Origin of the sequence: Escherichia sp. Marseille-Q3837, from assembly GCF_916618735.1 — a bacterium.
GTDB classification, from domain to species: Bacteria; Pseudomonadota; Gammaproteobacteria; order Enterobacterales; family Enterobacteriaceae; genus Escherichia; species Escherichia ruysiae.
The window spans coordinates 2,395,158-2,411,273 of sequence record NZ_CAKAKC010000001.1 but is presented as its reverse complement, the minus strand read 5'-3'; the positions used below and the strand labels follow the sequence as shown (position 1 = coordinate 2,411,273).

17 protein-coding genes are annotated in these 16,116 nt (G+C 50.9%); 5 read left to right on the top strand and 12 right to left on the bottom strand.

The genetic code is table 11. From position 1 onward, the window contains the following. Positions 1-21: 21 nt before the first annotated feature. Together pta and yfcC are read left to right on the top strand one after the other, a co-directional pair. Positions 22-2,169 (top strand): phosphate acetyltransferase, encoded by a 2,148-nt coding sequence (pta, locus tag LG381_RS11295; RefSeq protein ID WP_000086701.1) that lies wholly within the window; start codon positions 22-24, stop codon positions 2,167-2,169. A 189-nt stretch (positions 2,170-2,358) separates the two neighbouring features. Continuing rightward, entirely contained in the window at positions 2,359-3,879 is a 1,521-nt protein-coding gene (yfcC, locus tag LG381_RS11290) for a putative basic amino acid antiporter YfcC (protein ID WP_001274494.1), read from the top strand. Between the two features lie 31 nt (positions 3,880-3,910). On the opposite strand, the gene yfcD is transcribed toward yfcC, so the two are convergent. From yfcD to yfcF, 3 genes are read right to left on the bottom strand one after another with little or no spacing between them, the layout of a single operon-like run. After that, complete coding sequence (gene yfcD / locus LG381_RS11285) at positions 3,911-4,453, bottom strand: NUDIX hydrolase YfcD (RefSeq protein ID WP_000437935.1); 543 nt, start codon at positions 4,451-4,453, stop codon at positions 3,911-3,913. Positions 4,454-4,511: 58 nt separating this feature from the next. Further along, the gene (gene yfcE / locus LG381_RS11280; RefSeq protein ID WP_010346680.1) at positions 4,512-5,063 is read right to left on the bottom strand and encodes a phosphodiesterase; all 552 of its coding nucleotides are present in this window, start codon (positions 5,061-5,063) and stop codon (positions 4,512-4,514) included. Positions 5,064-5,118: 55 nt separating this feature from the next. Further along, positions 5,119-5,763: a glutathione transferase gene (gene yfcF / locus LG381_RS11275; protein ID WP_222680228.1), complete on the bottom strand. Its 645-nt coding sequence runs from the start codon at positions 5,761-5,763 to the stop codon at positions 5,119-5,121. A gap of 134 nt (positions 5,764-5,897) precedes the next feature. Here yfcF and yfcG point away from each other — a divergent pair, with 134 nt between their 5' ends. Genes yfcG through LG381_RS11260 form a run of 3 tightly spaced genes read left to right on the top strand, consistent with a single transcriptional unit; the run spans position 5,898 to position 7,878 of the window. Further along, on the top strand, positions 5,898-6,545 hold the full coding sequence (yfcG, locus tag LG381_RS11270) for a GSH-dependent disulfide bond oxidoreductase (RefSeq protein ID WP_085460972.1): 648 nt from the start codon (positions 5,898-5,900) through the stop codon (positions 6,543-6,545). Positions 6,546-6,601: 56 nt separating this feature from the next. After that, positions 6,602-6,964 carry a dihydroneopterin triphosphate 2'-epimerase gene (gene folX / locus LG381_RS11265; protein WP_000068453.1) on the top strand — a complete coding sequence of 121 codons (363 nt, stop codon included), beginning with the start codon at positions 6,602-6,604 and terminating at the stop codon, positions 6,962-6,964. A 20-nt stretch (positions 6,965-6,984) separates the two neighbouring features. Beyond that, positions 6,985-7,878 (top strand): TIGR01777 family oxidoreductase, encoded by an 894-nt coding sequence (locus LG381_RS11260; protein WP_001028348.1) that lies wholly within the window; start codon positions 6,985-6,987, stop codon positions 7,876-7,878. A gap of 47 nt (positions 7,879-7,925) precedes the next feature. On the opposite strand, the gene rpnB is transcribed toward LG381_RS11260, so the two are convergent. The 9 genes from rpnB to cvpA all read right to left on the bottom strand — a co-directional run bounded on the left by rpnB (position 7,926) and on the right by cvpA (position 16,051). Continuing rightward, positions 7,926-8,828, bottom strand: a complete 903-nt coding sequence (rpnB, locus tag LG381_RS11255; RefSeq protein WP_000156123.1) for a recombination-promoting nuclease RpnB — start codon at positions 8,826-8,828, stop codon at positions 7,926-7,928. Between the two features lie 196 nt (positions 8,829-9,024). Then, a complete protein-coding gene (gene hisP / locus LG381_RS11250; protein ID WP_001293604.1) occupies positions 9,025-9,798 on the bottom strand; it encodes a histidine ABC transporter ATP-binding protein HisP in 774 nt (257 codons plus the stop codon). Between the two features lie 7 nt (positions 9,799-9,805). Continuing rightward, entirely contained in the window at positions 9,806-10,522 is a 717-nt protein-coding gene (locus LG381_RS11245) for an ABC transporter permease (protein ID WP_000569947.1), read from the bottom strand. Then, a complete protein-coding gene (gene hisQ / locus LG381_RS11240) occupies positions 10,519-11,205 on the bottom strand; it encodes a histidine ABC transporter permease HisQ (protein WP_000965518.1) in 687 nt (228 codons plus the stop codon). Before hisQ ends, LG381_RS11245 begins: the two co-directional genes overlap by 4 nt. Positions 11,206-11,294: 89 nt before the next feature. Further along, positions 11,295-12,077 (bottom strand): histidine ABC transporter substrate-binding protein HisJ, encoded by a 783-nt coding sequence (gene hisJ / locus LG381_RS11235; protein WP_000737621.1) that lies wholly within the window; start codon positions 12,075-12,077, stop codon positions 11,295-11,297. 220 nt (positions 12,078-12,297) lie between these two features. Next, on the bottom strand, positions 12,298-13,080 hold the full coding sequence (argT, locus tag LG381_RS11230; RefSeq protein ID WP_000748253.1) for a lysine/arginine/ornithine ABC transporter substrate-binding protein ArgT: 783 nt from the start codon (positions 13,078-13,080) through the stop codon (positions 12,298-12,300). Between the two features lie 264 nt (positions 13,081-13,344). Beyond that, complete coding sequence (ubiX, locus tag LG381_RS11225; protein WP_000825691.1) at positions 13,345-13,914, bottom strand: flavin prenyltransferase UbiX; 570 nt, start codon at positions 13,912-13,914, stop codon at positions 13,345-13,347. A 94-nt stretch (positions 13,915-14,008) separates the two neighbouring features. Next, complete coding sequence (gene purF / locus LG381_RS11220) at positions 14,009-15,526, bottom strand: amidophosphoribosyltransferase (protein WP_225762419.1); 1,518 nt, start codon at positions 15,524-15,526, stop codon at positions 14,009-14,011. Between the two features lie 36 nt (positions 15,527-15,562). Next, on the bottom strand, positions 15,563-16,051 hold the full coding sequence (cvpA, locus tag LG381_RS11215) for a colicin V production protein (RefSeq protein ID WP_000262113.1): 489 nt from the start codon (positions 16,049-16,051) through the stop codon (positions 15,563-15,565). Positions 16,052-16,116 lie beyond the last annotated feature (65 nt).

Genomic DNA, 16,116 nt, shown 5'->3' with positions numbered 1-16,116 from the left:
GGTAACGAAAGAGGATAAACCGTGTCCCGTATTATTATGCTGATCCCTACCGGAACCAGCGTCGGTCTGACCAGCGTCAGTCTTGGCGTGATCCGTGCAATGGAACGCAAAGGCGTTCGTCTGAGCGTTTTCAAACCTATCGCTCAGCCGCGTACCGGTGGCGATGCGCCCGATCAGACAACGACTATTGTGCGTGCGAATTCTTCCACCACGACAGCCGCTGAACCGCTGAAAATGAGTTACGTTGAAGGTCTGCTTTCCAGCAATAAAAAAGATGTGCTGATGGAAGAGATCGTCGCGAACTACCACGCTAACACCAAAGACGCTGAAGTGGTTCTGGTTGAAGGTCTGGTTCCGACACGTAAGCACCAATTTGCCCAGTCTCTGAACTACGAAATCGCTAAAACGCTGAACGCGGAAATCGTCTTCGTCATGTCTCAGGGCACTGACACCCCGGAACAGCTGAAAGAGCGTATCGAACTGACCCGCAACAGCTTCGGCGGTGCCAAAAACACCAACATCACCGGCGTTATCGTTAACAAACTGAATGCACCGGTTGATGAACAGGGTCGTACTCGCCCGGATCTGTCCGAGATTTTCGACGACTCTTCCAAAGCTAAAGTCAACAACGTCGATCCGGCGAAGCTGCAAGAGTCCAGCCCGCTGCCGGTTCTCGGCGCTGTGCCGTGGAGCTTTGATCTGATCGCAACCCGTGCGATCGATATGGCGCGTCACCTGAATGCGACCATCATCAACGAAGGCGACATCAACACTCGCCGCGTTAAATCCGTCACTTTCTGCGCACGCAGCATTCCGCACATGCTGGAGCACTTCCGTGCTGGTTCTCTGCTGGTGACTTCCGCAGACCGTCCTGACGTGCTGGTTGCCGCTTGCCTGGCTGCAATGAACGGCGTAGAAATCGGTGCCCTGCTGCTGACTGGCGGCTACGAAATGGACGCGCGCATTTCTAAACTGTGCGAACGTGCTTTCGCTACCGGCCTGCCGGTATTTATGGTGAACACCAACACCTGGCAGACTTCTCTGAGCCTGCAGAGCTTCAACCTGGAAGTTCCGGTTGACGATCATGAGCGTATCGAGAAAGTTCAGGAATATGTTGCTAACTACATCAACGCTGACTGGATCGATTCTCTGACTGCCACTTCCGAGCGCAGCCGTCGTCTGTCTCCGCCGGCGTTCCGTTATCAGCTGACCGAACTGGCACGCAAAGCGGGCAAACGTATCGTTCTGCCGGAAGGCGACGAACCGCGTACCGTTAAAGCAGCCGCTATCTGTGCTGAACGTGGTATCGCAACTTGCGTACTGCTGGGTAACCCGGCAGAGATCAACCGCGTTGCCGCGTCTCAGGGCGTAGAACTGGGCGCAGGCATTGAAATCGTTGATCCAGAAGTGGTTCGCGAAAGCTATGTTGCTCGTCTGGTCGAGCTGCGTAAGAACAAAGGCATGACCGAAACCGTTGCCCGCGAACAGCTGGAAGACAACGTGGTTCTCGGTACGCTGATGCTGGAACAGGATGAAGTTGATGGTCTGGTTTCCGGTGCTGTCCACACCACCGCAAACACCATCCGTCCGCCGCTGCAGCTGATCAAAACTGCACCGGGCAGCTCTCTGGTATCTTCCGTGTTCTTCATGCTGCTGCCGGAACAGGTTTACGTTTACGGTGACTGTGCGATCAACCCGGATCCGACCGCAGAACAGCTGGCAGAAATTGCGATTCAGTCCGCAGATTCCGCCGCTGCCTTCGGTATCGAACCGCGTGTTGCTATGCTCTCCTACTCCACCGGTACTTCTGGTGCAGGTAGCGACGTAGAAAAAGTTCGCGAAGCAACTCGTCTGGCGCAGGAAAAACGTCCTGACCTGATGATCGACGGTCCGCTGCAGTACGACGCTGCGGTAATGGCTGACGTTGCGAAATCTAAAGCACCGAACTCTCCGGTTGCAGGTCGCGCTACCGTGTTCATCTTCCCGGATCTGAACACCGGTAACACCACCTACAAAGCGGTACAGCGTTCTGCCGACCTGATCTCCATCGGGCCAATGCTGCAGGGTATGCGCAAGCCGGTTAACGACCTGTCCCGTGGCGCTCTGGTTGACGACATCGTCTACACCATCGCGCTGACTGCGATTCAGTCTGCACAGCAGCAGCAGTAATCTCGTCATCATCCGCAGCCTTACGCTGCGGATATCTGAACCGGAAATAGTCACTATTTCCGGTTTTTTATTCTCTTAATTTGCATTACTCCTTTCTGATTATCTTGCTTAACTGCGCTGCATCAATGAATTGCGCCATATCACTTTGCATACTTACCACTTTGTCTTGTGCAAGGGAAAATTTGCGCTATGTCCGCAATAACTGAATCCAAACCAACCAGAAGATGGGCAATGCCCGATACGCTGGTGATTATCTTTTTTGTCGCTATTTTAACCAGCCTCGCCACATGGGTTGTTCCGGTGGGGATGTTTGACAGTCAGGAAGTGCAGTACCAGGTTGATGGTCAGACGAAAACACGCAAAGTCGTAGACCCTCACTCATTTCGCATTCTGACCAACGAGGCCGGCGAACCTGAGTATCATCGCGTACAACTGTTCACGACCGGAGATGAACGTCCAGGCCTGATGAACTTCCCGTTTGAAGGGTTAACCTCCGGATCGAAATACGGGACAGCCGTTGGCATCATCATGTTTATGCTGGTGATTGGCGGTGCATTTGGCATCGTGATGCGTACAGGAACCATTGATAACGGCATCCTGGCGCTTATCCGCCATACACGAGGGAATGAAATTCTCTTTATTCCGGCGCTGTTTATTCTCTTTTCGCTCGGTGGTGCGGTGTTCGGCATGGGAGAAGAGGCTGTCGCCTTTGCCATCATCATTGCCCCGCTAATGGTACGACTGGGTTATGACAGTATTACTACCGTCCTGGTGACCTATATCGCCACGCAGATCGGTTTTGCCAGCTCGTGGATGAACCCGTTCTGCGTGGTTGTCGCCCAGGGGATTGCTGGCGTTCCGGTGCTTTCCGGCTCCGGCCTGCGCATTGTAGTGTGGGTTATCGCGACTCTGATTGGCCTGATCTTTACCATGGTTTATGCCTCACGAGTGAAAAAGAATCCTCTTCTGTCACGCGTGCATGAGTCCGACCGCTTCTTTCGTGAAAAGCAGGCTGATGTTGAACAACGTCCATTTACCTTTGGTGACTGGCTGGTATTGATTGTCCTGACCGCCGTGATGGTCTGGGTAATTTGGGGCGTGATCGTTAATGCATGGTTTATTCCAGAAATCGCCAGCCAGTTCTTCACTATGGGGCTGGTGATTGGCATCATCGGCGTTGTCTTCCGTCTTAACGGCATGACGGTAAATACCATGGCTTCATCCTTTACCGAAGGCGCGCGAATGATGATCGCCCCTGCCCTGCTGGTAGGTTTCGCCAAAGGGATTTTGCTGCTGGTGGGTAACGGTGAAGCCGGTGAGGCCAGCGTGCTGAATACTATCCTCAACAGCATTGCCAATGCCATTAGCGGTCTGGATAACGCGGTCGCGGCCTGGTTTATGTTGCTCTTCCAGGCGGTATTTAATTTCTTCGTGACATCCGGTTCTGGTCAGGCTGCGCTAACCATGCCATTACTGGCACCGCTTGGCGATCTGGTCGGTGTTAACCGCCAGGTTACCGTGCTGGCATTCCAGTTCGGCGATGGCTTCAGTCACATCATTTACCCGACCTCGGCGTCGTTAATGGCGACACTCGGTGTTTGCCGGGTGGACTTCCGTAACTGGGTGAAAGTGGGTGCGACACTGCTTGGACTGCTGTTTATTATGTCCAGCGTGGTGGTGATAGGCGCTCAGTTAATGGGCTACCATTAAAAATGTTAAGAGCCGCAATTGCGGCTCTTTTTTATTCTGCCGTTTCAGTCTCTACGGCTTCATTTTTGGCATTGCGCTTCATCCACAACGCCAGTGCTTTCAGCGAGTCTGGAGTGAACTCATCGCAACGTGCGGTGATTTCTTCCGGCGTTAGCCAGCAAACTTCACTGACTTCATCTTCCTGGAGGGCGAATGGACCGTGAGAGACACAACTGAACAGCGCGCCCCAGACACGGCAATTTTTATCTTCGAAATAGAACTGCCCGTGCTCGGCAAAGGGGACACCGGCAATGCCCAACTCTTCTTCCGCTTCGCGACGTGCGGATTCCAGCAGTTGCTCATCGGCCTGGACCACACCACCAGCGGTCGCATCTAACATGCCGGGTAAAAAGTCTTTTGTCTCGGTACGACGCTGCACAAGAATTTTGCCCATGCCATCATGCACGACAATATAAGTTGCACGATGACGCAGACACTGTGCCCGCATTTGTTCCCGGCTGGCTTGTGCAATGACTTCGTTCTCTTCATTGACAATATCCACCCATTCAGTACTTGCCAAACGACGCTGTTCCATTATCAGGAAACCTTCTTTTTCTGGCGCTCTTACGGCGCATTTTGAGTTGTGGAGTAAATTACGGATTAATCGCGATCTGCGCAATGATACTTTGATCATTGAGTGCGATTACGCTTAGTACGTCATCATCCAACATGCCATAGCTCGCCGGATAGCCGCCTTTCGGAATGCTTACCGAACCGGGGTTAAAGTGGAAAATTTCACCCCGCTGTTCCGCCACTGGTAGATGGGTATGACCGTACACCAGCACGTCGTTCTGGTTTAAAGTCGGCAGATTATCCGGGCCAAACAGATGACCATGCGTCAGAAACAGACGTTGCTTTTCCAGTAATACCTGTTGCCACGGTGCGGTTATCGGGAAGTGCAACAGCATCTGATCCACTTCGCTATCGCAGTTGCCGCGCACGGCGATAACTTTATGCGCCACCTCATTCAGCCGTTCGGCTACTTTGGCTGGCGCATACCCTTCAGGCAGGGCGTTTCTCGGGCCATGATTCAGCACGTCGCCAAGAATCACCAGCCACTGAGCTCCGCTCTGGGCAAACAAATCCAGAACACGTTCCGTCGCCGGTAACGACCCATGAATGTCCGATGCAAACATCAGTTTCATCACTCACTCCTCGTCGAAAAAACGTAAGCTATGATACTGGATTCTATCGCCTCTATCAGCCAGATTGCTTCGCCGAAAGTGCAATAAAAAGCTGAACTGAAGCCCTCTGCCACTGGAATGCTGCATAATCCACCAGACGTTCCGGCACCTCATCACCCTGTAATACCAGGCGGTTAATCATTAACGCCAAATCAGTATCTGCAATACACCACTCACCAAACAGATTCGGCTGGTCATGCGCCAGTAAATGTTCTGCCATCGCGAACAGTTTCTCTGCACTGGCCTTTCCCTCCGCCGTTAATGGCGCTTTTTTCGCACCAGCAAAGACAACATCCGTCGGACGTTCTTCGCGGATGGGCATCAGATCGCTGCGTAGCCAGGCCTGAATCTGCCGTGCTCGCGCCCGATTTTGCAAATCAAGCGGATAAATGCGCTCCCAGGTCGGCGGCGCAAAACGATCCTCCAGATATTCTGCAATGGCAGAGGATTCACTCAACTCAAAATCATCAATTTGTAACAACGGCACGCGCCGTGTCTGTCCGTAACCTTGCCACGTCGGCCGCAAATGTTCACCGCTGTCGAGGTTGATGGTTTTTATATGAAAAGGCAGGCCTTTCTCCTGCAACGCCACCCAGGCGGATAACACATAAGGGGAGAAAAAATGGGCATCTGACCACAGCGTGATAGCAGGTTTACTCATTATGTCCTCAGCGATAAATGGGCTTGCTATCAAACTATAGAGCCTTTTTGTCACGGTGACTTGATGAAAACTTACACAAGTCGCTGCGCTTTCTATACTTGATGTGTTCAGATTATTAGATAACCGGAGCTGCAATGATCGATCTCTATTTCGCCCCAACGCCGAATGGTCACAAAATTACGTTGTTTCTCGAAGAGGCGGGACTGGATTATCGCTTAATCAAAGTTGACCTCGGTAAAGGTGGTCAGTTTCGCCCGGAGTTTTTGCTCATTTCGCCCAACAATAAAATTCCGGCGATTGTTGATCATGCCCCGACTGACGGAGGAGAACCATTAAGCCTCTTTGAATCAGGTGCGATTTTGTTGTATCTGGCGGAAAAAACAGGGCTATTTTTAGGTCATCAACCGCGTGAGCGCGCCACTACATTACAGTGGTTATTCTGGCAGGTTGGAGGCCTGGGGCCGATGCTCGGGCAAAATCACCATTTTAATCATGCAGCGCCACAGACTATTCCCTATGCAATTGAGCGTTATCAGGTTGAAACTCAGCGTCTGTATCATGTATTGAATAAGCGCCTGGAAAACTCGCCCTGGCTGGGCGGTGAAAACTACAGCATTGCAGATATTGCCTGTTGGCCGTGGGTTAATGCCTGGACTCGCCAGCGAATTGAACTCGCAATGTATCCGGCAGTAAAAAACTGGTATGAACGAATCCGCTCACGTCCTGCTACCGGGCAGGCGCTACTAAAAGCACAAGTAAATGATGAGATTTCGAATAGTTAACAGAACCTGGTTCTCGTGTATTATTTAATCCTAAATAAAACAACGGAGAACCTGCAATGGCACAACCTGCCGCGATTATTCGGATAAAGAACCTTCGTTTACGAACGTTTATTGGCATTAAGGACGAAGAGATTAACAACCGTCAGGATATTGTTATCAATGTGACGATCCACTACCCCGCCGATAAAGCGCGAACCAGTGAAGATATCAACGATGCGCTGAATTATCGCACCGTAACGAAAAACATTATTCAGCATGTAGAGAATAACCGTTTCTCTTTGCTGGAAAAATTAACTCAGGATGTGCTCGATATCGCACGTGAACATCACTGGGTGACGTATGCTGAAGTGGAGATCGATAAACTGCACGCGCTGCGCTACGCCGATTCGGTATCCATGACCTTACGCTGGCAGCGTTAACCGCCATATCGGGAGGCTGCATGAACATAGTGATCACTGGAGGAACGGGATTAATTGGTCGTCATTTAATCCCACGTTTGTTGGAACTGGGCCATCAGGTCACGGTTGTAACACGTAACCCGCAGAAAGCCAGCTCAGTTCTCGGCTCCCAGGTGACACTATGGCAAGAGCTTGCCGATCAAAGCAACCTCAACGGCGTTGATGCGGTGATCAATCTGGCCGGTGAACCAATAGCCGATAAACGCTGGACTCGCGAGCAAAAAGATCGCCTCTGCCAAAGCCGCTGGAATATAACGCAAAAACTGGTGGATTTGATTAACGCCAGCGACACGCCGCCGTCAGTGCTCATTTCCGGCTCGGCGGCGGGATATTATGGTGACTTAGGTGAAGTCGTGGTCACCGAAGAAGAACCGCCACATAACGAATTTACCCATAAACTCTGCGCCCGTTGGGAGGAAATTGCCTGTCGGGCGCAAAGCGACAAAACACGAGTGTGCCTGCTGCGTACCGGCGTAGTACTGGCTTCGGATGGCGGTATCCTCGGTAAAATGCTGCCTCCGTTTCGCCTTGGCCTGGGCGGTCCGATTGGCTCCGGTCGGCAGTATCTGGCCTGGATTCATATTGATGATATGGTCAACGGTATTCTCTGGCTGCTGGATAACGATCTGCGCGGGCCATTTAATATGGTCTCGCCATATCCGGTACACAATGAACAATTTGCCCATGCGCTTGGTCATGCGCTGCATCGCCCGGCGATTTTGCGCGTCCCTGCCACAGCTATTCGCTTGCTGATGGGGGAATCATCGGTTCTGGTCTTGGGCGGACAACGTGCGTTGCCAAAACGGCTGGAAGAAGCGGGTTTTGCGTTTCGCTGGTACGATTTAGAAGAGGCGCTGGCGGATGTCGTTCGCTGATGTGGTTTACTGCAAACATCCGCCAGTTAACTCCCGGCGTTACAGGATTAGTGGCTTTGCGCGATAAGATCGTCTGGCGAAAGTCGGGTCAGCATCAGAACTAACTCTCTGTCTAAACCTCTCTCCAACATCTCCAGAGCAATACGCAGGGCTTCTTCACGTTTGCCCAGAATTAATCCATCATTCCGCCCTTCTTCACGTAATCTGTCAGCAATGGTCATCAGTTTCTCCTTTTCTTGTGGTGCACGTTCCGCTATCTCACCAATAAATGCTCGGAAACGCTGGGCATCCCCTGTTTGTAATACGTAATTAAACAGAGCTTTTAGCTGTCTGTCATTAGTGTTCCCTGTAACTAGCAGCGAAACAATTTGATCGACTAATCCCAACAGATCGCGCTGACGGATATGTTTCTGAATTAATTCCAACAACGCCATTTTGCGATGTTGCATAATCTCGTCATCCGGCACTACGGTAATATCCACCAGCGGAAAAGCCGATGAATAAATTTTGCGGGCTATAGCTGGCTCCGCAAATTCATCAAGCCAGCAGAGAGAATAAGGGTAAGGACTCCTGCAACCATGATAAAACAGCATCGGGATCACCAACGGAAGCTCTTTATAGCCCGCATCAAGATGGTTTTGCATTGCCGCGATGGAATAGCGCATCATGCGAAAAGCCATTAATTCTTCTGGCTTACTTTGGTGCTCTATCACTACATAAATATAGCCCGCGCCCTCCTGCGTTTTCACAGACCACAAGAGGTCGGAATAATATTGCCGCAGGTCTTCATCAATAAAACTGTTGGGTTCCAGTTTGAGCGTCGTTAAATCACACAGTTTGCGCAGCGGTGCGGGAAGATGAATATCAATAAAATCCCGCGCGGTGTCTGGATGGCGTAAAAAAGATTTAAATACCGCATCATGCGGCGTGGAAGTTGTCGATATTGTCATGGCGTTCCGTCACCCCTCAAATTTAAGATGACGTGACAATACCCATCCTTAATAGCTAATGCAGCAGGCAGTTTTTATCTTTGGACAGCGAATTCAGAAGTATTTTTAGCGGACTGCAACTTTTACATTTCAGCGGAAGCTGACTCGCAAATTCCCCCTGAAAATACTCCGGCAGCATTAGCCACCGGAGAGGTAATTATTTCAGCGAACCTTTAAGGAACTGTTGCAGACGCGGACTTTGCGGGTTGCCGAATAACTGTTCTGGCGCCCCCTCTTCTTCAATTTTCCCTTGATGAAGAAAAATTACATGCGTGGAGACGTGGCGGGCAAAGCCCATTTCGTGGGTCACTACAACCATCGTTTTTCCCTCTTCTGCGAGCTGCTGCATAATACGCAACACTTCGCCTACCAGTTCAGGATCGAGCGCCGAGGTAGGTTCATCAAACAGCAGAACCTCCGGTTCCATTGCCAGCGCCCTTGCGATGGAAACACGTTGTTGCTGACCGCCGGAAAGATGCACCGGGTATTTCCCCTGCGCACGTTCGTCTATGCCGACTTTCGCCAGATACTTCACCGCCCGCTCGCGTGCTTCGTGCTTGCTCAGGCCCAGCACCTGAATCGGCGCTTCCATGACGTTTTCCAGCACCGTCATATGGCTCCAGAGATTGAAGTGCTGGAACACCATCGTCAGGCGTGTGCGCAGTAAGCGCAGCTGATTTTTATCGGCGACTTTGAGTTGGCCGTCTTTATCACGCACCAGATTGATGGTCTGGCCGTTAACCACGATCGATCCTTCGCTCGGTTTTTCGAGGAAGTTAATGCAACGCAGAAAGGTACTTTTCCCCGATCCCGACGATCCGATGATGCTTATCACATCCCCGGCGTTCGCTTGCAGTGACACCCCTTTCAGCACTTCGTGTTCGCCGTAGCGTTTGTGCAAATCGATAACGTTTAATTTATTCTCGGACATCGTATTCTCAGTGCGTTGAAGAAGGTTTCACATGCTGCAACCAGCGTTTTTCCGCTTTACGGAACAGGCTTATCAGGACATAAGAGATAATTAAATAGAGCACAGCGGCAATGCCGAAGGCGGTAAATGGTTGATACGTGGCGGCGTTGATATCGCGGGCAATTTTCAGCAGATCCGGCACTGTGGCGGTAAAAGCCAGCGCAGTAGAATGCAACATCAGGATCACTTCGTTGCTGTAGGCCGGTAACGCAATACGCAGCGCCGATGGCAAAATAATGCAGCGATACATTTTAAAGCTTGAGAAACCGTAGGCTCTGGCGGCTTCGATTTCCCCGTGCGGCACCGAACGGATCGCCCCGGCAAAAATCTCAGTGGTGTAAGCACAGGTGTTGAGCGTCAGCGCCAGCACGGTACAGTTCAAGCCACTGCGGAAAAAGGCATTAAGGAACTCGGTGCCCTTAACAATCTCCAGCGTGTACATGCCAGAATAGAACACCAGCAGCTGAACATACAGCGGCGTACCGCGAAAAATATAGGTAAATAACCAGATTGGAAACTGGATGTATTTATTACTTGAGACGCGACCAATCGCCAGAAACAGCGCCAGAATTCCGCCTATCACTACCGACAAAATCAGCAGCCACAGGGTGATCGCCACGCCGGTAAAACGATAACCATCGGTCCACAGCAGTGGTTTCCAGTATTCATGTAAGATTTCGATCACAGGTCAGCCCTCTTCACACCCACGGAATAGCGGCGCTCAAGGAACAGCAGCACACCATTGGAAACGGTGGTGAAAACCAGATAAATCACGCCACAGACGATGGCGAAATAGAACGGTTCCCAGGTACTTTTTCCTGCCAACTGCGTGGCTTTGACCACATCTTCCAGGCCGAGTAACGAAACCAGGGCTGTAGATTTGAGGATTACCTGCCAGTTGTTACCAATCCCCGGCAGGGCATAACGCATCATCGCCGGAAACATGATCCGCCGAAACACTTGCCCACGAGTAAAACCGAACGCCGTCGCCGCCTCTATATGTCCTTTCGGCACTGCCATAAACGCGCCACGGAACGTTTCGGTAAAATAAGCACCGTAGATAAAACCGAGAGTGATAATGCCGGCGACCATCGGGTCGATATCAATCTGCCCGACGCCCATCGCCTCCGTCACCGTGTTTAACGCAATCTGCAAACCATAGAAAATCAGCAGCATCAACACCAAGTCCGGCACGCCACGAATCAGCGTGGTGTATCCTTCGAAAATCAGCCCCGAAAGCCGATTTTGCGAGAGCTTACCGCCAGCGCCAATTAAACCGATGATTACAGCGAGCACTACAGAGCTGATAGCCAGCTCCAGCGTGACGAGCGCACCCTGTAAAATAACACCTGAAAACCCATACAACATGCAGCCTGTCCTGTCGTGTGTGGTGAATTACCGCCTCTTGTCTCCCTCCGGTTACCCGAAGGGAGCGGGCTTTCCTTCACCGATGGTGATTAACCACCATAAACATCAAAATCGAAGTACTTTTTCGCCAGTTTCTCGTAAGTACCGTCAGCGCGCATTTCGGCAAAGGCTTTATTCAGTGCCTCGCGCAGTTCGTTATCTTCTTTACGCAGACCCATGCCGGTGCCTACGCCAAACAGTTTTTCATCTTTAACAGACGGGCCACCGAATTTGTAATCTTTACCGACGGGTTGTTTGAGGAAACCTTCGCTGGCAGCGACCTCATCCTGGAACGCGGCATCAATACGTCCGGCAGTCAGGTCAGAATAAATGTTGTCCTGCCCCTGATAAGAGACGATTTCAATGCCTTTGGGCGCCCAGTGTTCATTACCAAATGTCTCCTGGGTGGTGCCCTGCAATACGCCTACCCGCTTGCCTTTCAGCGACTCGACTGTCGGCTGAATGTCGGAATTTTTCGCCACCACCAGACGAGAATCGGCAGCGTACAGTTTGTCGGTGAAGGCAATTTCTTGCTGACGTTTTTCCGTAATGGAAAGCGATGACATGATGGCGTCAATCTTCTTCGCTTTTAAGGACGGGATTAACGCATCCAGCGGGTTTTCGACAAACGTACATTGCGTATTGATGCGTTTGCACAACTCCTTCGCCAGATCGATGTCAAAGCCAACCAGTTCGCCTTGTGAATTTTTTGATTCAAACGGCGCATAGGTCGGATCGGTGCCGATGCGGATGTTTTGCGGGATCGCAGCAAACGCTGCAGTTGCGCTGGAGAAGGCCAGAACCAGAGAGAGCGATAGCACCAGTTTTTTCATAATGTCCTCAACTGACAGTCTTTTTATAGGGAATATTTACAGGTTTGTTACACTTATCGTGCCATAAAATTGACCATCAAGGCAAAATATCCCGCCCCGTTAGACGTATTATTTTCCATTAAAAATGCTTAAGTATGCATTTTAATGCACCACGATAGTGCAACAAACCTGGCGTGCACCATGATGATCATTCCATCAGGTACAGCTTCCCTGCGACATATCAGTCACCGTAGACATTAAAGTCGAAATACTTTTTCGCCATCTTGTCGTAAGTGCCGTCCTGACGCAGTTCGCCAAGCGCCTTATCAAAAGCGGCTTTCAGTTCGGCATCATCTTTACGTAGCCCTACGCCTGTACCATCACCGAAGTATTTTTTGTCTTTCACTGATGAGCCAGCAAAGGCGAACTCTTTACCGGCAGGTTGCTTGAGGAATCCTTCGCTGGCCGCGACTTCGTCCTGCAAAGCGGCATCCAGACGGCCTGCATCCAGATCGGAATAGACCAAATCCTGGTTAGCATAGGCCACCACATCGACGCCTTTACTACGCCAGTTATCATTGGCATACGCTTCCTGGGTAGAGCCTTGCAGCACGCCAACATGTTTACCTTTCAGTGAATCCAGCGTCGGCTGGATCGGCGAACCTTTGGCGGCAATCAAACGAGAATCTGCGGCGTACAACTTGTCAGAGAAGGCAATCTCCTGCTGACGTTTATCAGTAATGGAGAGCGACGAAATAATGGCGTCGATTTTTTTCGCTTTCAGTGAGGGGATCAGCGCATCAAAGTCACTGGCAACCCAGGTACATTTCACCTGCATCCGTTTGCACATCTCGTTACCGAGATCGATATCAAAGCCAACAAAATCACCTTTAGCATCTTTCGACGAGAACGGCGCATAGGTGGTATCGGTTCCGATACGTACCGTCTCCGGTAGCGCCGCATAGCTGGAAGCCGCTGCGGAGAGACCGACTAACAAAGACAGAGCGAGAATCGACTTCTTCATACATAACCCTCAAGTGAAATGGCTTTTTTATGTTGTGTATTGTGTTGTGTGTTTGCAGGCTCTTTCATGCAGGTCTTATGCCATCTTGACGGCAACATTAACATTCAACGTTAAATATGTTAATAAGACGTTGCGTTATTGTCCTAAAGTTGAAGATAGCAGGTATGGCGGTTGAATCGCAGCGTTTCGATTGAATGGCAGGAACAAAATGTCGAGGATTTGATCGCGGTTGCAAAATTGCCCTGAAACAGGGCAACAGCGGAATTATGCGCCCTGCCAGCGGGCAAAGAGATCTTCAGGAAGGGTTATCGCAAACTGGTCAAGAACACGGTTAACCGTCTGATTTATCACATCATCAAGGGATTGCGGGCGATGATAAAACGCCGGAACGGGAGGCATAATCACCGCACCGATTTCTGCCGCCTGAGTCATTAAACGCAGGTGGCCTAAGTGCAACGGAGTTTCACGCACGCAGAGCACCAACGGACGACGCTCTTTCAGCACCACATCTGCCGCACGGGTCAGTAAGCCATCAGTATAGCTATGGACAATACCGGACAGTGTTTTGATTGAACAGGGTAAAATCACCATCCCCAGTGTCTGGAAAGAACCGGAAGAAATGCTGGCGGCAATATCGCGCGCATCGTGCGTGACATCGGCTAATGCCTGCACTTCGCGCAGGGAAAAATCCGTTTCGAGGGATAAGGTCTGGCGTGCCGCCTGGCTCATCACCAGATGTGTTTCAACGTCTGCGACATCACGCAGAACCTGTAATAAGCGCACGCCATAAATCGCGCCGCTGGCACCGCTGATGCCCACAATGAGTCGTTTCATAAAGAGTTGCCCTGTCAGACTTGCAGGCAGACTTTGCAGGATTTCGGCGAGAGTTGCAAGTCAGGGTGCCAGACTGGCACCCTGAGTGAAGGCATTATCCTTCGTTATGCATTTCGAGATTTTCCACTTCGTTCTGACGTTGCACTGCTTTGGCGTCGTCATTACGTAAAGTATCGAGGAAATCGAGATAGCCCTGATCAACATCTTTGGTGACGTAGACGCCGTTGAACACCGAGCATTCAAACTGCTGGATATCCGGGTTTTCAGCGCGAACGGCTTCGATCAGATCGTTCAGATCCTGGAAAATCAGACCGTCAGCACCGATGATCTGGCGAATTTCATCTACTTCACGACCGTGGGCGATAAGCTCCGTGGCGCTCGGCATATCAATACCGTAAACGTTCGGGAAGCGGATTTCCGGTGCCGCAGAAGCGAGGTACACTTTCTTCGCTCCGGCTTCACGCGCCATCTCGATAATTTGCTCAGAGGTGGTGCCACGGACGATAGAGTCATCGACCAGCAGGACGTTTTTATCGCGGAACTCGGCACGGTTAGCGTTCAGTTTACGCCGCACGGACTTACGACGCAGTTGCTGACCCGGCATGATAAAGGTGCGACCAACGTAACGATTTTTGACAAACCCCTGACGGTACGGTTTACCCAGAATACGAGCAATTTCCAGTGCGATATCGCAGGAAGTTTCCGGGATCGGAATAACCACGTCGATATCCAGATCTTCCCATTCACGGGCGATTTTTTCGCCAAGCTTTGTTCCCATATTGACGCGGGCGCTGTAAACGGAAATTCTGTCGATGAACGAGTCCGGGCGGGCAAAGTAAACATACTCAAACAGGCATGGATTGCTGACTGGATTATCGGCACACTGGCGGGTAAACAACTGACCATCTTCAGTGATGTAAATCGCTTCACCCGGTGCGACATCACGCAGGAACTCAAAGCCCAGGGTGTCGAGCGCAACGCTTTCAGAAGCGACCATATATTCTGTGCGGTTCTCATCAATATCGCGTTTTCCTAACACCAGCGGACGAATGCCGTTAGGATCGCGGAAAGCAACCATACCGTGACCGATAATCATCGCCACACAGGCATACGCGCCACGGATCAGGCGGTTTGTGGCGGCAATGGCAGCAAAAATGTTGTCGGCTTCCAGCGGATAATGGCGAAAGTTGTCCAGTTCGCTGGCGAAGATATTGAGCAGAATTTCCGAGTCGGAAGTGGTGTTGATGTGGCGGCGTTTTTCTTCAAACAGCTTTTTACGCAACTCGTGAGCATTAGTCAGATTGCCATTATGGGCAAGCGTGATGCCATACGGGGAGTTAACGTAAAACGGCTGTGCTTCAGAGGCGCTGGAGCTGCCAGCCGTAGGGTAACGCACATGACCAATGCCCATATTGCCCTGTAAACGCTGCATATGGCGAGCTTCAAATACATCGCTCACCAGCCCGTTCGCTTTACGCAAACGGAAGCAGTTATTGGCATCAATGGTGATGATGCCGGCGGCATCCTGACCGCGATGCTGAAGCACCGTTAAGGCATCATAAATCGATTGGTTAACCGGCATAACACCGGCGATACCGACAATACCGCACATACGTCTTTTTCCTCGTTAAGCCACATCTCAGAGCACTTACGCTCTGGGCAAGAAACTTGACGAGCTTTGCAGATAATCAAAAAACCATCTGATGATAAAACTGAACTGTGGAATCAGCTGTGATTTGCTCCAGTCTTCGCTTTTCGACACTCCGGTAAAGGAGTCAAGAAAGAAAAGAATGGCAGCAACAATCAGCACACCACGCAACGCACCGAAACAGACGCCCAGCACCCGATCGGTGCCTGACAACCCTGTTTTCTCCACTAGCTGGCCTATCACGAAGTTCACGATAGCGCCAACGATAAGTGTGGCAATAAACAGTACCGCGATGGCAATCCCATTTCGAACCAGTTCGTCTTCAAAGCCCGTAAACCAGACTGACAGGTAAGTGTAGTAATGACTGGCGACAAAGAAAGCACAACCCCATGTCACCAGCGATAACGCTTCACGAACAAAGCCACGGATCAGGCTAACCAGAGAGGAAAAAGCAATCACCGCGATTATGGCGTAATCAATCCAGACCATATGTGTCCCACGATTTTACGCCCTGTCATCCTGTTCGGGGCGCATTCTAACAGAAAAAGAAAACG